The sequence below is a fragment of the Salmonella sp. 741265050_HSA genome, from assembly GCF_046569445.1.
GTDB lineage: Bacteria > Pseudomonadota > Gammaproteobacteria > Enterobacterales > Enterobacteriaceae > Salmonella > Salmonella enterica.
The window spans coordinates 19728-36561 of record NZ_JBKFSV010000012.1 but is presented as its reverse complement, the minus strand read 5'-3'; the positions used below and the strand labels follow the sequence as shown (position 1 = coordinate 36561).

At 47.8% G+C, this 16834-nt stretch carries 15 protein-coding genes; 8 read left to right on the top strand and 7 right to left on the bottom strand.

Annotated features, from left to right (window positions below; all coding sequences use genetic code 11):
- Window position 1 precedes the first annotated feature (1 nt).
- The 5 genes from waaO to ACLD4F_RS17245 all read left to right on the top strand — a co-directional run bounded on the left by waaO (window position 2) and on the right by ACLD4F_RS17245 (window position 4968).
- A complete protein-coding gene (gene waaO, locus ACLD4F_RS17265) occupies window positions 2-1015 on the top strand; it encodes a lipopolysaccharide 3-alpha-galactosyltransferase (protein WP_411010953.1) in 1014 nt (337 codons plus the stop codon).
- A gap of 17 nt (window positions 1016-1032) precedes the next feature.
- On the top strand, window positions 1033-2043 hold the full coding sequence (rfaJ, locus tag ACLD4F_RS17260) for a lipopolysaccharide 1,2-glucosyltransferase RfaJ (RefSeq protein WP_000376860.1): 1011 nt from the start codon (window positions 1033-1035) through the stop codon (window positions 2041-2043).
- A gap of 22 nt (window positions 2044-2065) precedes the next feature.
- Window positions 2066-2764: a lipopolysaccharide core heptose(II) kinase RfaY gene (gene rfaY, locus ACLD4F_RS17255; RefSeq protein WP_000582812.1), complete on the top strand. Its 699-nt coding sequence runs from the start codon at window positions 2066-2068 to the stop codon at window positions 2762-2764.
- A gap of 149 nt (window positions 2765-2913) precedes the next feature.
- A complete protein-coding gene (waaZ, locus tag ACLD4F_RS17250) occupies window positions 2914-3723 on the top strand; it encodes a 3-deoxy-D-manno-oct-2-ulosonate III transferase WaaZ (protein ID WP_000536020.1) in 810 nt (269 codons plus the stop codon).
- Window positions 3724-3822: 99 nt separating this feature from the next.
- Window positions 3823-4968, top strand: coding sequence for a lipopolysaccharide N-acetylglucosaminyltransferase (locus ACLD4F_RS17245; RefSeq protein WP_000591835.1), 1146 nt, complete (start codon window positions 3823-3825; stop codon window positions 4966-4968).
- 56 nt (window positions 4969-5024) lie between these two features.
- Here the strand turns inward: ACLD4F_RS17245 and rfaL are convergent, their stop codons facing one another.
- From rfaL to rfaD, 4 genes are read right to left on the bottom strand one after another with little or no spacing between them, the layout of a single operon-like run.
- Window positions 5025-6239: an O-antigen ligase RfaL gene (rfaL, locus tag ACLD4F_RS17240; RefSeq protein WP_411010952.1), complete on the bottom strand. Its 1215-nt coding sequence runs from the start codon at window positions 6237-6239 to the stop codon at window positions 5025-5027.
- 39 nt (window positions 6240-6278) lie between these two features.
- Entirely contained in the window at window positions 6279-7232 is a 954-nt protein-coding gene (gene rfaC / locus ACLD4F_RS17235) for a lipopolysaccharide heptosyltransferase RfaC (RefSeq protein ID WP_001264614.1), read from the bottom strand.
- On the bottom strand, window positions 7232-8278 hold the full coding sequence (gene rfaF, locus ACLD4F_RS17230) for an ADP-heptose--LPS heptosyltransferase RfaF (protein ID WP_000699196.1): 1047 nt from the start codon (window positions 8276-8278) through the stop codon (window positions 7232-7234). The genes rfaC and rfaF overlap by 1 nt, the downstream gene beginning before the upstream one ends.
- Window positions 8279-8280: 2 nt before the next feature.
- Window positions 8281-9213, bottom strand: a complete 933-nt coding sequence (gene rfaD, locus ACLD4F_RS17225) for an ADP-glyceromanno-heptose 6-epimerase (protein ID WP_000587771.1) — start codon at window positions 9211-9213, stop codon at window positions 8281-8283.
- A 202-nt stretch (window positions 9214-9415) separates the two neighbouring features.
- Between rfaD and kbl the strand changes: the two genes are divergently transcribed.
- The 3 genes from kbl to ACLD4F_RS17210 all read left to right on the top strand — a co-directional run bounded on the left by kbl (window position 9416) and on the right by ACLD4F_RS17210 (window position 12975).
- Window positions 9416-10612, top strand: coding sequence for a glycine C-acetyltransferase (gene kbl, locus ACLD4F_RS17220; protein ID WP_001213790.1), 1197 nt, complete (start codon window positions 9416-9418; stop codon window positions 10610-10612).
- A 9-nt stretch (window positions 10613-10621) separates the two neighbouring features.
- Window positions 10622-11647 (top strand): L-threonine 3-dehydrogenase, encoded by a 1026-nt coding sequence (gene tdh / locus ACLD4F_RS17215; protein ID WP_000645990.1) that lies wholly within the window; start codon window positions 10622-10624, stop codon window positions 11645-11647.
- Between the two features lie 293 nt (window positions 11648-11940).
- Window positions 11941-12975, top strand: a complete 1035-nt coding sequence (locus tag ACLD4F_RS17210) for a glycosyltransferase (protein WP_000798200.1) — start codon at window positions 11941-11943, stop codon at window positions 12973-12975.
- Here ACLD4F_RS17210 and ACLD4F_RS17205 read toward each other — a convergent pair.
- The 3 genes from ACLD4F_RS17205 to gpmM are packed head-to-tail and all read right to left on the bottom strand — an operon-like array spanning window position 12962 to window position 16765.
- Window positions 12962-13924 (bottom strand): divergent polysaccharide deacetylase family protein, encoded by a 963-nt coding sequence (locus tag ACLD4F_RS17205; protein ID WP_079981651.1) that lies wholly within the window; start codon window positions 13922-13924, stop codon window positions 12962-12964. The two genes, ACLD4F_RS17210 and ACLD4F_RS17205, sit on opposite strands and share 14 nt — an antisense overlap.
- 3 nt (window positions 13925-13927) lie before the next feature.
- Window positions 13928-15187 carry a murein hydrolase activator EnvC gene (gene envC / locus ACLD4F_RS17200; protein ID WP_058814511.1) on the bottom strand — a complete coding sequence of 420 codons (1260 nt, stop codon included), beginning with the start codon at window positions 15185-15187 and terminating at the stop codon, window positions 13928-13930.
- Between the two features lie 33 nt (window positions 15188-15220).
- Window positions 15221-16765: a 2,3-bisphosphoglycerate-independent phosphoglycerate mutase gene (gene gpmM / locus ACLD4F_RS17195; protein WP_064013084.1), complete on the bottom strand. Its 1545-nt coding sequence runs from the start codon at window positions 16763-16765 to the stop codon at window positions 15221-15223.
- Between the last annotated feature and the right edge of the window lie 69 nt (window positions 16766-16834).

Sequence of the window (16834 nt, the reverse complement as noted above, 5' to 3'; positions counted from 1 at the left end):
TATGAGCAGAAAATATTTTGAAGAAGAAGTCATTCAACAGACTTTAGATTATAACTATGCACAACATAGTGATGCTGCTAAATTTAATATAGCTTATGGGATTGATAAAAACTTTCTTTTTGGCTGTGGTGTCTCTATTGCATCGGTTCTCCTCGCTAACCCAGAGAAGGCGTTAGCTTTCCATGTTTTTACCGATTTCTTTGGGTCTGAAGACCAGCAGCGATTTGAGGCATTAGCAAAACAGTACGCTACGCAGATTGTTGTTTACCTAATCGACTGTGAGCGCTTAAAATCGCTACCCAGTACCAAAAACTGGACCTATGCAACATACTTTAGATTCATTATCGCCGATTATTTTTCAGATAAAACAGATAGAGTACTTTATCTGGATGCAGATATTGCATGTAAGGGGAGTATTCAGGAACTTATTGATCTTAACTTCGCTGAAAATGAGATTGCGGCTGTCGTTGCTGAAGGCGAGTTGGAATGGTGGACTAAGCGCTCGGTTAGCCTGGCAACGCCTGGGCTGGTTTCTGGCTATTTTAATGCCGGTTTTATTTTAATTAACATACCTCTTTGGACCGCAGAAAATATCTCTAAGAAAGCGATTGAAATGCTAAAAGATCCGGAGGTAGTACAGCGCATAACGCACCTTGATCAGGATGTATTAAATATATTGTTAGTGAATAAAGCGCGTTTTGTTGCTAAAAAATTTAATACACAATTTAGTCTTAACTATGAATTAAAAGATTCAGTTATTAATCCAGTCGATGCTGAGACTGTATTTGTTCATTATATCGGACCAACGAAGCCCTGGCATAGTTGGGGGGCTTACCCTGTGTCACAATATTTTTTACAGGCTAAGACCAACTCACCATGGTCTCATTGTGCGCTTTTAAATCCAGTGACTAGCCATCAGTTACGTTATGCGGCAAAGCATATGTTTAATCAGAAGCATTATACTTCGGGTATAAATTATTATATAGCCTACTTTAAACGTAAACTTCTTGAATAAAACCCATAGGTGATGTAATGGATTCATTTCCTGAGATAGAAATAGCTGAATATAAAGTTTTTGATGAAAGTAATAATAATGATGATAACGTATTAAACATTTCTTATGGCGTTGATGAAAACTATCTTGATGGTGTGGGGGTATCAATCGCTTCAGTTGTATTAAACAATAATATCCCGCTCGCTTTTCACATTATTTGTGATTCATACTCCCCGTGTTTTGTAAAATATATAGAGCGTTTAGCCGTACAGCATCACATAAAAATTTCTCTTTATCTTATTAAAGTAGAAAGCCTTGAGGTATTGCCTCAAACTAAAGTATGGTCGAGAGCAATGTATTTTCGTTTATTTGCTTTCGATTATCTCAGCAAGAAGGTAAACACCTTACTTTATTTGGATGCCGATATTGTATGCAAAGGATCTTTACAAGATCTTTTACAGCTTGATCTGACAGAGAAGATCGCTGCGGTCGTAAAAGATGTTGATTCCATCCAGAATAAGGTAAATGAGAGATTAAGCGCTTTTAATTTACAAGGTGGTTATTTTAACTCCGGCGTGGTTTTTGTTAACCTGAAATTATGGAAAGAGAATGCCTTAACCAAAAAGGCATTTTTACTTTTGGCAGGTAAAGAGGCTGACTCTTTTAAATATCCCGATCAGGATGTTTTGAATATTCTCCTACAGGATAAAGTCATTTTTCTACCGCGACCGTATAATACTATTTATACTATCAAAAGTGAGTTGAAAGATAAGTCACATAAAAAATATAGCAATATAATTAATGATAATACTATTTTAATTCATTATACGGGCGCTACAAAACCATGGCATGCCTGGGCAAATTATCCTTCAGTTATCTATTATAAAAATGCACGACTGAATTCGCCCTGGAAAGATTTTCCCGCAAAAGATGCGCGTACCATAGTTGAATTTAAGAAGCGATATAAACATCTTCTCGTGCAAGGTCATTACTTTAAAGGCCTTCTGGCTGGAAGCGCATATCTTTATCGTAAAATTTTCCACAAATAATTTCCTTCCCTAAATCTCCATTATGATTATTGAAAAAAAGGTTAAAAACTATACCGTCTTTGTCAAAAAAGACGGTGAAAAATACATTGAGATATTCAAAGATTTTCTATCTTATAATCATCAGATTATTAAAGTCTTCCGTAATATAGAAGATACAAAAGTTGTATTGATTAATACAGACTACGGAAAATATATTCTCAAAGTATTTAGTCCAAAAGTAAAAAATACTGAACGATTTTTCAAATCGTTAGTAAAAGGAGATTACTACGAAAAGCTTTTTCATCAGACAGATCGTGTGCGGCGTGAAGGGTTTGCGGCGCTTAATGATTTTTACCTGCTGGCGGAAATTAAAACATTACGCTATGTAAAAACATACGTGATGATAATTGAGTATATTGAAGGTATTGAACTTGTGGATATGCCAGAAATTTCTGACGAGGTGAGAGGGAAAATCAAACAGTCGATATATTCCCTGCATCAGCATGGTATGGTTTCGGGCGATCCCCATAAAGGTAACTTTATCCTGCAAGGCAATGAGATCAGAATTATCGATTTGTCCGGAAAAAGACCTTCCAGGCAACGAAAAGCAAAGGATCGTATTGATTTAGAAAGACATTATGGTATCAAAAATAATGTGAGAGATATCGGATTTTACTTATTGATTTATAAGAAAAAACTTCGAAATTTCCTTCGTCGTATTAAGGGTAAGGAAAAGCGCTGACCAATGTAGCACGTTTGGTTTAATTTAAGGGGCTGACTGACTTTTATTTGCTGCAGCGTTATGACATACTTGAGAGAATTTGAGATGTAATATTAGTTATTGAATATAACATTTATTTATAGGTTGCATGATAAACATACGAGTTTTTTATGGGCAGCGTTAATTTCATAACTCACGCCGATGTTCTGCAACTTATTGCGAAAAGAACGGCTGAAGATTGTATTATTTTTCTTTCTGGTCCTACGTCCAGAAAGACGCCGCTGTCCTTGTTACGAATGAAAGATGTCATTGCAGTCAATGGTTCTGTTCAATATTTGCTAAACAATAACGTCAAGCCATTTTTGTACCTTCTGACGGATGTTCGCTTCCTTCATCGCCGGCGCGAAGATTTTTATAACTTTAGCCGTAACAGTCAGTTTACTATCGTCAATCTTGATGTGTACGAACAGGCTTCAGTAGATGATCAAAAATATATTGAAGAAAACTGTTTAATTATTCGCTCCTTTTATCGCCGAGAAAAAGGGGGCTTTTTAAAGAAAATTAAATTTAATATCCTCAAGCGGGTTCATAAAGCATTACTTATTTCAGTTCCTCTTTCGAAAAGAGGACGACTGGCTGGATTTTGCAAGGATATCAGCATCGGCTATTGCTCTTGCCATACTATTGCTTATACCGCTATTCAGGTTGCCTATTCCCTCAAGTATAGCCGTATTATATGTTCTGGGCTTGACTTAACAGGCAGTTGCCCGCGTTTCTATGACGAATCTACCAGCCCTATGCCATCTGAGCTTAGTAAAGACCTGTTTAAAATACTGCCATTTTTTACTTTTATGAGAAAAAATGTGAGTGATTTAAATATCTTTAATTTATCAGATGATACTGCAATTCATTACGATATTATTCCATATATTACAGCCTCGGAACTTGAGGATGAAATATATTACGATAAAATTGTCTAGACACTAGATAAATCATTATTTTGCGTTGCTTTGGCACGCATTTCTTTTTCTATAACATTTCTTTTTCTATAAAGTTAACTATTCTGGATTATAGCTATTATGATTAAAAAAATCATATTTACTGTTACTCCTATATTTTCAATTCCTCCTCGTGGCGCGGCTGCGGTAGAAACCTGGATTTACCAGGTTGCAAAACGACTATCAATACCGAGTGCTATTGCTTGTATAAAAAATGCTGGCTATCCTGAATATAATAAAATAAACGATAACTGTGATATTCATTACATTGGGTTTAGTAAAGTTTATAAGCGTCTTTTTCAGAAATGGACTCGTCTCGACCCACTACCCTATTCCCAGCGCGTCCTTAATATTAGAGATAAAGTGACTACCCAGGAAGATAGCGTCATTGTTATTCATAATAGTATGAAACTGTATCGGCAGATCAGAGAGCGCAATCCGAATGCAAAACTGGTTATGCACATGCATAACGCATTTGAACCAGAACTTCCTGATAACGATGCAAAAATTATCGTGCCCAGTCAGTTTCTTAAAGCGTTTTATGAAGAAAGATTGCCCGCCGCTGCTGTTAGTATTGTGCCTAATGGTTTTTGTGCTGAGACTTATAAAAGAAACCCACAAAATAACCTCCGTCAGCAATTAAATATTGCGGAAGATGCCACCGTTCTCTTATATGCCGGGAGAATTTCGCCTGATAAAGGCATCCTGTTGCTTTTGCAGGCGTTCAAAAAATTACGTACCTTAAAAAGTAATATTAAACTTGTTGTTGTTGGCGACCCTTATGCAAGCCGCAAGGGTGAAAAAGCTGAGTATCAAAAGAAAGTACTGGACGCCGCAAAAGAGATTGGAACGGATTGTATTATGGCTGGGGGGCAATCTCCCGACCAGATGCATAACTTCTATCATATAGCCGATCTGGTTATTGTGCCATCTCAGGTTGAAGAAGCATTTTGCATGGTAGCTGTAGAAGCGATGGCAGCAGGAAAAGCGGTTCTTGCCAGCAAAAAAGGGGGGATTAGCGAATTTGTGTTAGATGGCATAACGGGCTATCACCTCGCAGAACCTATGTCGAGCGACAGTATAATTAATGATATTAACCGTGCGCTTGCTGATAAGGAACGCCACCAGATTGCCGAAAAAGCAAAATCCCTGGTGTTTTCAAAATACAGTTGGGAAAATGTAGCGCAGCGTTTCGAGGAACAAATGAAAAGCTGGTTTGATAAGTGATTGAGTCCGGACGATGGAAAACGCGCTGATACCGTAATAAGTATCAGCGCGTTTTTTTATCTATTTCTTAGCGCCAGCAGAAAACCGGTAATGATACCAATTTGAGCAATATCGACCTGTTCAAAATTGCCACGAACGATATAAAAACCGACGAAAGATAAAAATAGCAAGAGATGAGCATTGTAGGGGCTTATCTCTACTTTCCTGAAGGTAGAGCTGGCTGTTTCCCTGATGATAGCGCCATATAAATAGGCCAGGCTCGCCAGACCCAATATGCCTGCACTAAACCAGATGTACAGAATGGTATTATGCGGACCGATAGATTCTTTAAAGGTCCACGTTGGATAATCGATAACGCGTTTATTATAAACACCATCATACACATCATTACCATAGCCGTAGCCCTTGATCGGGTTTTCCTGAATCAGTATCCACGCGGTGCCCTGCGTTCCGTTAGTATAACGATATGAGCTATCTGTCTGCTGTAATTTATACAGTAAATGTTCTGGGTCTGGTTTGTTATTATGTTGAGTGATAACCAAAGCGCCGATAATGGCTAATAAAATGGCACCAACTCCTATTAACTTCCATTGGCGGTTCAGTATTGCCCACAGAACACCTACTATAAGCACCGCCAACCATGCCCCTCGCGATAGGGTTCCCAGGATAAAGAAAAGGTAGATAGCGCTAAGCACCAAAAAAACCAACTTAATTGCATTTTTTCTAAACAGCCAAATATTCAATAATGCTGGAAATAAGAAAACCATGGAGTCGGACATATGTCGATGCGCATAGCTTATGAATGGCATAATCCCTTTATTATAGTCCTCGATATACAGAATACTCTCTGCAAGGCAGCGAAGCCCTAAACTTGTTAAAAAGGAGAAAAGTACTATTTTCGAAACCGTTTCTTTTGTTTCATCTTTTAATAGTACGGGAATTAATAAAGTATATAATAAGAAACCCTCCAGTACCGTATTTTCAAACTCCTTGAAGCTTTCTTTCATATCTGGCGATATGAGTATGGAATAAACAAGGATTAATGATAATACTGCTACGCTATAAAATACGCTATTTTTGAAAAGAGGGGGGAAACTTTTCGGTGAGCGTGAGACCTGATAAATCGCGGTGATAACCATAAGTATGATTATCAAATGTTTATAACGCGTAATACCATCCAGAAAATACGTAGCAACAAAAAGAAAAACCAGCGCTTTATTCCAGATCGGCTTCCATTTCTCTTTATTTAACGTTAATGATGTGGTTAGCATCTTTTCTCCACAATAGGTTTGGGATGAGACAGAGTCTCTTTAATGAATCTTTCCAAATACGCTTGTGGCATCTAAATTCGCCAGGTTCTGTTCTGGTGAGCAGCATGCCATTTGGTTCTTCCCATAACCTCCAATTAACCCAGGGTCCGTTGGGCCATATAGCGTAATATTCGGTCTGTCGAGCGCGGCGGTGAGATGGCTCAGGCCGGTATCAACCGATACGACAAATTTTGCGCCAGCCAGCACTCTGGCGACCTCCTCCAGGCTCATACGCGGTAACACATCCACATAGTCAAAGCCTTCGGCCAGTCGTTTAGCCCGGGCCTCCTCATGAGGCGCGCCCCAGGGAAGTTTTATCCGTAATCCGGTGTTGCCCACCAGGCCGATAAGCTCGCGCCAGTTTGCTTCCGGCCAGTGTTTATCATCGCGGGTCGTGGCATGTAAAAACACCGCATACGGATCGCTAACCGCCTGCTGGCAATGCAGAAAATGTTTTGCGATGGCATAATCGCCCTGCGACTGCGGTTTATCGTATCCCAGACTTTTGGCGAACAGCTCGCGCGTCCGTTCAACCGCATGTTGTTGCTTTGCGATATGGTGTTTACGGTTATAAAACAGGCTGGCCAGCGGTTCGCGGGCGGTACTCCAGTCCATACCGTGCTTTATCCCATGCGCCAGACGCGTCACCAGCGCCGCGCTTTTCACCAGCCCCTGCGCATCAATCACAGCGTCGTATTGGTATGCGCATACCGCCCGATGAAAGGCTGTGCGTTCCGCTTTGATGGGCGCGGAAAACCAGGCCTTGCGCCAACGGCGAATAGCGACGGGAATCACGCGATCGACAGCACTGTGCCAGGACGGAATTTGCGCAAACCCTTCTTCGACAACCCAATCAAATTGAATCCCTGGAATCGCCTGTTGCGCGTCGGTAAGCGCAGGCAGGGTATGTAATACGTCGCCCATCGATGATGTTTTAACGATCAAAACCCGCATTAAACGCCCTCTTCCGACAACAGCGAATGAAGCTCTTCCAGAACCCGCTGCGGCGTGATATCGATCAGGCTCTGGTGATAGCCTTGCGCCGTATCGCCTTTACGCACTTTGTGATAACCCGTAATGAGACGAATCACCCGGGCCTTATGAGACAGCGGTGGCGTGAAATCCGGGCTACTTGGGCCATACAAGGCGACCAGCGGGCGGTCGAGCGCCGCCGCGACGTGCATCAGCCCGGAATCGTTAGTGACGATGGCTTTACAGGCGGCTATCAGAATGACGGCCTGTTCCAGCTGGGTTTCCCCCGCCAGGTTGCGACACCATGCCTGCTGCTCGCTATTCAGCGCCGCCAGGATCTCATTTCCGGCTTCATGGTCTTTTGCCGAGCCAAACAGCACGACCTGATACCCTTCGTTAATGAGCTGTTTTGCCAGTTCGGCGTAGTGATAGTGCGGCCAACGTTTTGCCGGGCCAAATTCCGCGCCGGGGCAAAAGCCGATCAGAGGACGTTCAGAAGATAGTGAAAAGTCGCTGCACATCAGCGACTTTTCACCCTCGCTAACCTGGAGCTGTGGCCAGAGTAGCGGCTGCGGCAGATCTTTCGCCGTGCGCATCACGCCCTTGTCATAAGCCAGCGCCACGTAGCGCTCCACCATCAGCGGCCAGGCGTCTTTATCAAGGACGCGCGCATCGTTCAGCAGGCCATAGCGCATTTCGCCGCGCCAGCCGGTACGGTGCGGGATATTGGCAAAGAAAGGAATCAGCGCCGATTTAAACGAATTTGGCAGCACCCAGGCGCGATCGTAGCGCTTCTCTCGCAGGCTATGGCCCAATCTGCGGCGCTCGCCGATTTCCAGCGCGCCGTGGCCCAGCGGCATGGGTATCGCCTCGTTAACTTCCGGCATACGCGATAATAACGGGCGACACCAGGCGGGCGCCATCACGTCGATTATCGCCTGGGGATAGCGCGCTTTAAGCGTGCGATAGAGACTTTGCGACATCATCATGTCGCCCACCCAGGACGGGCCAATGACCAAAATTTTCATACTTACGCGTCGCGGTTCAGCCAGGCCATATACTCCGTGACGCCTTCGGCGACGGTCTTAAAGGGTTTGTCGTAGCCCGCGTTGCGCAGATTGGTTAAATCCGCCTGCGTAAACGCCTGATAGCGACCTTTCAGCTTATCCGGGAACGGAATGTATTCAATGCTACCTTTTTTATGGTATGCCAGCGTCGCGTCGGCGACGGCCTGGAAAGATTCCGCACGGCCTGTGCCCAGGTTAAAGATGCCGGACTTGCCGCTTTCCAGGAACCACAGGTTAACGGCGGCCACATCGCCCACGTAAACGAAGTCGCGCTTGAAGTTTTCGCTGCCTTCAAACAGTTTCGGGCTTTCGCCGTTGTTTAACTGTGTATTCAAATGAAATGCCACGCTTGCCATGCTGCCTTTATGGCCTTCACGTGGTCCATAGACGTTGAAATAGCGGAAACCGACAATCTGCGAGTTCGCTTCTGGCAGGATCTGGCGCACGTATTCATCAAACAGGAATTTAGAATAGCCGTAAACGTTAAGCGGTTTTTCGTATTCGCGCGATTCGATGAAATCAGACGTGCGACCGCCATAGGTGGCGGCAGAAGAGGCGTAGAGGAACGGGATTTCGCGCTCAAGACAATAGTGCAGTAGCTCTTTGGAGTATTGATAGTTATTATCCATCATATACTTGCCGTCCCACTCGGTGGTGGAAGAGCAGGCACCTTCATGGAAAATAGCTTCGATATCGCCGAGCTCTTCTCCGGACATAATCTGGATCAGGAAATCTTCCTTATCCATATAGTCAGCAATGTTCAGATCCACCAGGTTTACAAACTTGGTGCCGTCTTTCAGGTTATCCACCACCAGAATATCGGTGATACCTTTATCATTCAGGGCTTTAACGATATTGCTGCCGATAAAGCCCGCGCCGCCGGTAACGATGATCATAACTGTAACCTTTGAATTATGGTGTCAGAGACTGTCTCAGACATGAATGCTCTTATCATAACACTATTCATCCATTCACTGATAACCCGTGAGGATACGCGTGATTTATGCTGCATTTTAAAGAAGTGATGACGCGTCATCTCGTATCAACGTATCGCTTTGGGTAATATGTGCTGAAATTTGCCCAGTCTGGAGAATCGCAATGCGTGGGGATTTTTACAAACAGTTAACCAACGATCTGGAAACCGCCCGGGCGGAAGGATTGTTTAAAGAAGAGCGCATTATTACGTCTGCGCAGCAGGCGGATATCACCGTGGCGGATGGAAGCCACGTTATTAACTTTTGCGCCAATAACTATCTCGGGCTGGCGAATCACCCTGAGCTGATTAATGCCGCAAAAGCGGGAATGGACAGCCACGGTTTCGGTATGGCGTCCGTGCGTTTTATCTGCGGCACCCAGGACAGCCACAAAGCGCTGGAGCAAAAGCTGGCAAGCTTCCTCGGCATGGAAGATGCGATTCTGTATTCCTCCTGTTTCGACGCTAACGGCGGCTTGTTTGAGACGTTGCTGGGCGCGGAAGACGCCATTATCTCCGACGCGCTGAACCACGCGTCTATCATTGACGGCGTGCGTTTGTGTAAAGCGAAGCGCTATCGCTATGCCAACAACGATATGGCTGAGCTGGAAGCTCGGCTGAAAGAGGCGCGTGAGGCCGGCGCGCGTCATGTCCTGATCGCTACCGACGGGGTGTTCTCAATGGATGGCGTCATCGCCAATCTGAAAGGTGTCTGTGATCTGGCCGATAAATACGATGCGCTGGTGATGGTTGATGATTCTCACGCGGTAGGCTTTGTCGGCGAAAACGGTCGCGGTTCCCATGAATACTGCGACGTAATGGGCCGCGTAGATATTATTACCGGTACGCTGGGCAAAGCGTTAGGCGGCGCATCCGGCGGTTATACCGCGGCGCGCAAAGAGGTCGTTGAGTGGTTGCGTCAGCGTTCCCGCCCATATCTGTTCTCCAATTCACTGGCGCCGGCGATCGTGGCGGCTTCTATTAAAGTGTTAGAGATGGTGGAAGCGGGCGCAGAACTGCGCGATCGCTTGTGGGCGAACGCCCGGCAGTTCCGTGAGCAGATGTCTGCCGCGGGATTTACGCTGGCAGGCGCGGATCACGCCATCATCCCGGTAATGCTGGGAGATGCGGTTGTCGCGCAGAAATTTGCCCGCGAACTGCAAAAAGAGGGCATTTACGTTACCGGTTTCTTCTATCCGGTCGTACCAAAAGGTCAGGCGCGTATTCGTACCCAGATGTCTGCGGCGCATACGCCTGAGCAAATTACGCGTGCGGTAGACGCGTTCACGCGTATTGGTAAACAACTGGGCGTGATTGCCTGAGGATGTAAGATGAAAGCGTTATCCAAACTGAAAGCGGAAGAGGGCATCTGGATGACCGACGTTCCGGAACCGGAAGTCGGCCATAACGATTTGCTGATTAAAATCCGTAAAACAGCCATCTGCGGCACTGACGTTCACATCTATAACTGGGATGACTGGTCGCAAAAAACCATCCCGGTTCCGATGGTCGTGGGGCATGAATATGTCGGCGAAGTGGTCGGCATCGGTCAGGAAGTGAAAGGCTTTAAAATCGGCGATCGCGTCTCCGGCGAAGGTCATATCACCTGCGGTCATTGCCGCAACTGCCGTGGCGGTCGTACTCACCTGTGCCGCAACACCACCGGCGTGGGCGTCAACCGTCCCGGCTGCTTCGCGGAATACCTGGTCATCCCGGCATTCAATGCGTTTAAAATCCCGGATAACATTTCTGATGATTTAGCCTCTATTTTCGACCCGTTTGGTAATGCGGTGCATACGGCGCTGTCTTTCGATCTGGTCGGCGAAGATGTACTGGTATCGGGGGCGGGGCCAATCGGCGTAATGGCCGCCGCGGTGGCGAAACATGTCGGTGCGCGTCATGTGGTGATTACTGACGTCAATGAATACCGTCTGGAGCTGGCGCGTAAAATGGGCGTCACCCGCGCGGTCAACGTCGCGAAAGAGAGCCTGAACGACGTCATGGCGGAGCTGGGAATGACCGAAGGGTTCGATGTGGGTCTGGAGATGTCCGGCGCGCCGCCGGCGTTTCGTACCATGCTGGACACCATGAATCACGGCGGTCGTATTGCGATGCTGGGGATTCCGCCATCAGATATGTCTATCGACTGGACAAAAGTTATCTTTAAGGGCTTGTTCATTAAAGGTATTTATGGTCGTGAGATGTTCGAAACGTGGTACAAAATGGCGGCGCTGATCCAGTCCGGTCTGGATCTGTCACCGATTATCACCCATCGTTTCTCTATTGATGATTTCCAGAAAGGTTTTGACGCCATGCGTTCAGGCCAGTCAGGAAAAGTTATTCTGAGCTGGGATTAATATGTATAGAGACCCGATGATATTTATCGGGTCTGATATACGTTTCATCGTAAAAGGTTGGTGTCATTCGCCAACCTTTTTTGTTAGGGAAAATCTGGAAAGCCGTAAAGAATTGTCATAGACATCAAGCATTCGTAATTGCGCTTTACTCTTATTTTACTCGCTAACGTCACGCTCTACTCTGAGTTTTGTGCTTGCTTTTTACTGTAAAAATTAATTATGGCGGCTTAATAGTTTCTTAATAGAGCCACAGTATAAAGGCAGGGTAAATTAAGGTTTTTCTGGTAATCGTTATGAAAAATAGTAAAACCAAAGTGAGTATCATTGTCCCGTTATATAATGCGGGAGCGGATTTTAATGCTTGCATGGCGTCATTAATCGCGCAAACGTGGTCGGCGCTGGAAATTATTATTGTGAATGATGGATCGACGGATCATTCCGTTGAGATAGCAAAACATTACGCGGAACATTACCCGCATGTTCGACTGCTTCATCAGGCCAATGCTGGCGCATCTGTCGCCCGTAATCTTGGCCTGCAAGCAGCGACCGGCGATTATGTCGCCTTTGTCGATGCAGATGACCTGGTCTACCCGAAGATGTATGAAACGCTGATGACCATGGCGCTTAACGATGATCTGGACGTTGCGCAGTGCAACGCGGACTGGTGCGTCCGAAAAACCGGGCACGCCTGGCAATCTATTCCGACCGATCGTCTGCGCTCCACCGGAGTATTAAGCGGACCGGATTGGTTGCGTATGGCGCTGGCCTCGCGGCGCTGGACGCATGTTGTCTGGATGGGCGTTTATCGACGTGCGTTAATTACCGATAACAATATTACTTTCGTTCCCGGACTACATCATCAGGACATATTATGGTCGACGGAAGTTATGTTTAATGCCACGCGCGTACGTTATACCGAACAATCATTATATAAATATTTCCTGCATGATAATTCGGTAAGCCGTTTGCAAAGACAAGGCAATAAAAATCTTAATTATCAGCGGCATTATATTAAAATTACGCGGTTATTAGAAAAGCTCAATCGTGATTATGCCCGTCGTATTCCGATTTACCCGGAATTTCGCCAGCAAATTACCTGGGAAGCGTTACGCGTTTGTCATGCGGTACGTAAAGAGCCTGATATTTTGACCCGCCAGCGTATGATTGCCGAAATTTTTACTTCTGGCATGTATAGACGAATGATGGCTAACGTCCGCAGCGCGAAAGCGGCTTATCAGACGCTGCTCTGGTCTTTCCGGCTGTGGCAATGGCGCGACAAAACCTTGTCGCACCGTCGTATGGCCCGTAAGGCGCTCAATCTGTCTTAGCGCTCACGTTTTTAGGCGCGGCGATTTTCCCCCAGCCTTGCCACTGGTGCTGAAACCAGGCAACCACGGAACTTTGCGTAATACTCTCGCCGATGACGCTGAAAAAGCGCGTAGCGTAGACCGGTTGCAGCGGTTTTTTCGGCTTGCACATCTTCACGCCGCGAAAGGGATTGCGCGGCGCGTCAATTTTCTGCGGCGTCACACCAGGTCGGGACGTATCTACCTGCGGTTCGTTGAGCAGGCTGCCTGGACGTACCAGGGTGATATCCGCCGGCAGGCGATAAACCATCTGTTGCAGCACGCGAACCGTTGCGGGATGCGGATGTCCAATCGCGATAGCGGAACCGTTGCGACGGGCCAGTTCGATAGCGCGATTAAACTGACGGCGAATATCCGCCTCGTTTTGCGTATCGTCGAGGAACACTTTGCGCTTGATCACTTTCACACCCGTACCGGATGCCGCGCGCATCGCCTGGCTATTGCCAATCGTCATGCTGTCGAGAAAATAGAGATTGTAATGTTCCAGCGCCTGCATAACTTTTTGCATACCGAACAGGCTGGAAGTCATTGCGCTGCCCATGTGGTTATTAAGCCCGACGGCATACGGCACGTTGTTTACCGCCTCGCGGATAATGCGCTCGATCTCATCGCTGCTCATATCTGGTCGCAGCGTATCCTTCTCCAGCGGCTGTTTGCTTAGCGGCGCCATCGGCAGATGGATTAACACCTCATGCCCGCTATTGTGGGCTTTAGTTGCCATTTCGCGCGCGTGCGGCGCGTTGGGCAGTACGGCGACGGAAATGTTTGGCGGCAGCGCCAGAACCTGGTTTTCCGTGTGCGGGCGATAGCCAAAATCATCAATCACGATGGCGAGCTTGCCAGCGAAAACGGGATGTGCAAACGCCAGCAAAGTGGCCAGCGTGAGAATGGAGCGACGAAACTGAGGCAAAACTTATCTTCCCAACCACGGCTGTGGATTGACGGCCTGACCCTGGCGACGAATTTCGAAATAAAGCGAGGGTCTGCCCTGACCGCCGCTACTGCCCACAAGGGCGATAGGTTGTCCGGCGCGCACCTGCGCGCCTACGCTGACCAGCGCGCTCTGGTTATAGCCGTAAAGGCTCATATCACCTTTACCATGCTCCACGACCACCACCAGGCCATAGCCTTGCAGCCAGTCCGCCAGAATCACCCTGCCGTCGGCGATGGCTTTGACCTCGGTGCCTTCCGACGCGCCGATCACCATCCCCTTCCAACGTAGCTCACCCTGCAGCCGTTCGCCATAGCGATGCAAGATCGGGCCGCGTACCGGCCAGTATGCCTGACCGCGTGGCGCGCCCAGACCGCCGGTGCGGGACATTAGCGAACGCTCGCTTTCCGTCGGCTTATAGGTGCTGCCTTTACGCGAGGCTTCCTGCTGCTTATCGCGTACCGCCTGCGCTTCGCGGGCTTCACGCTCCGCTCGCGCTTTGGCCGCCGCTTCCGCCCGCGCGATACTGTTGCGTAGGCGTGATTCGTTGGCGCGTAGTTCGCTTAACTGTTGCTGGCCTTGCTGAATAGACGACTCCAGTCCGGCAAGCGTTTTCTTACGTTCATTACGCGCCTGCTCCAGCTTCGCCTGCTGGGCGCGCTGCTCATACAGCAACGTTTGTTGTTGGCTTTGCTTCTCTTCCAGCTCGGCTTTTTGCGTGGCGACCTGTTCGCGAGTCTGTTTCAGTTCGGCGATAGTCTCCTGGCGCGCCTGGTTCAGATAGCCGAAGTAGGCCTGCAGGCGTTGCCCACGCTGGCTTTCTTCTCCGCTAAGAATAAGCTGAATGCCGGTGTGTTCGCCCTGGCGGAAAGCGGCGTCCAACTGCGCGGCAAGATTACGCTCCTGGCTGGCTTTTTGCTGCTCCAGTTTGGCAATTGAGGCGTTCATCTCATCAATTTGCGCGTTTAACTGATCCAGGGTGCTTTGCGTTTCGCGCAGCTTACGTGCTGCGGCCGAGATGGCCTCTTCCTGGGCTTTAAGTTGTGCCAGGAGGCTGGCGCGTTGTTGCTGCTGCTGGCGTACGTCGCGTTCTTTCGCGGCGATATCGGCCTGAATAGATTTGAGTTGATCGCGGTCATCCGCGTGGGCGGAAAAGGCGCACAACAATACGCCAGCGCTAAGTACGCTGGCGTAGAACAAAGGCCTGACTGAAAACGTTCTTGGTTTCACGGCCTGTTGAATGGTGTTAATCGCCTTTCCCCTCATGGGGAGGGATTATTCCACGATGAACAGCGGCTTACCAGTCATCTCTTGCGGGATTTCCATCCCCATCAGCGACAGCATGGTAGGCGCAATGTCTGAAAGTTTGCCGCCTTCGACCGCCTTCACGTTTTTCTCGCCGACATAAATCAGCGGCACCGGCAGGTTGGTGTGGGCGGTATGCGCCTGACCGGTCGCCGGATCGCGCATCTGCTCCGCGTTGCCGTGGTCCGCGGTAATCAACAGTTGTCCACCAACGGACTCAACCGCTTTTGTTACCTGTTCAATGCAGTTATCCAACGCTTCCACCGCTTTGATGGCGGCTTCCATCACGCCGGTATGACCGACCATATCGCCGTTTGGATAGTTACAAATGATGGTGTCGTACTTACCGCTTTCGATCGCCGCGACCAATTTTTCAGTCAATTCTGCAGAGCTCATTTCCGGTTGCAGGTCATAAGTGGCCACTTTCGGGGAGTTGATCAGAATGCGCTCTTCGCCAGCAAACGGTTCTTCTACGCCGCCGTTAAAGAAAAAGGTTACGTGCGCATATTTTTCCGTTTCGGAAATACGCAGTTGGGTTTTATCGTTTTTCGCCATCCACTCGCCGAACGTGTTCGCCAGCGACGCTGGTGGGTAGGCAACGGCAGTTTTGATGTCGGCGGCGTATTCGGTCAGCATCACGACGTTCAGATTAACCACTTTCTTACGCGCAAAGCCGTCGAAATCAGCATTAACGAAAGCGCGGGTAATTTCGCGCGCGCGGTCAGCGCGGAAGTTCATGAAAATCAGCGTGTCGCCGTCTTCCATCGCCGCATCAGCCTGGCCCTCGGCGCGGATAACGGTCGCTTTGACAAACTCATCGTTTTCATCACGAGCGTAAGCGGCCTGCAGGCCAGCCACAGCGGTATCCGCCTGGAATTCGCCCTGAGCCAGGGTCATCAGATCATACGCTTTTTCCACGCGATCCCAACGGTTGTCGCGGTCCATAGCGTAGTAACGACCGACGATAGACGCCACGCGGCCTTTGCCCAGCGCGGCGAATTTGTCTTCGAATTTTTTCAGCGAGGCTTCAGCGCTGCGCGGCGGCGTGTCGCGACCGTCGAGGAAGGCGTGCAGATAGATTTTTTCTGCGCCGCGCTCTGCGGCCAGTTCCACCATCGCCATAATGTGATCTTCGTGGCTGTGGACACCGCCCGCGGACAGCAGACCCATAATATGAACCGCTTTACCGGCGTTTTTCGCCTGGTCTACCGCATTGGTCAGGACTGGGTTAGCAAAGAAAGTACGTTCTTTAATTTCAACGTCCAGACGCGTCAGGTCCTGATAAACGATGCGGCCTGCGCCCAGGTTCACGTGGCCCACTTCGGAATTGCCCATCTGGCGGTCAGGCAGACCCACTTCCAGACCGGATGCGTCGATCAGGGTATGCGGACGTTTTGCCCACAGAGCATCCATCACCGGGGTTTTGGCGTTTAAGATAGCGTTATCCTGCTGTTCTTCACGGTAGCCGTAGCCATCCAGAATCACCAGTACCATAGGTTTTTTAGAAACCGACATTGCGACAACCTCATACTCAATAGACAAAATAATTGCGTAATTTTACTACAGCTGAATCGATAAAATAGC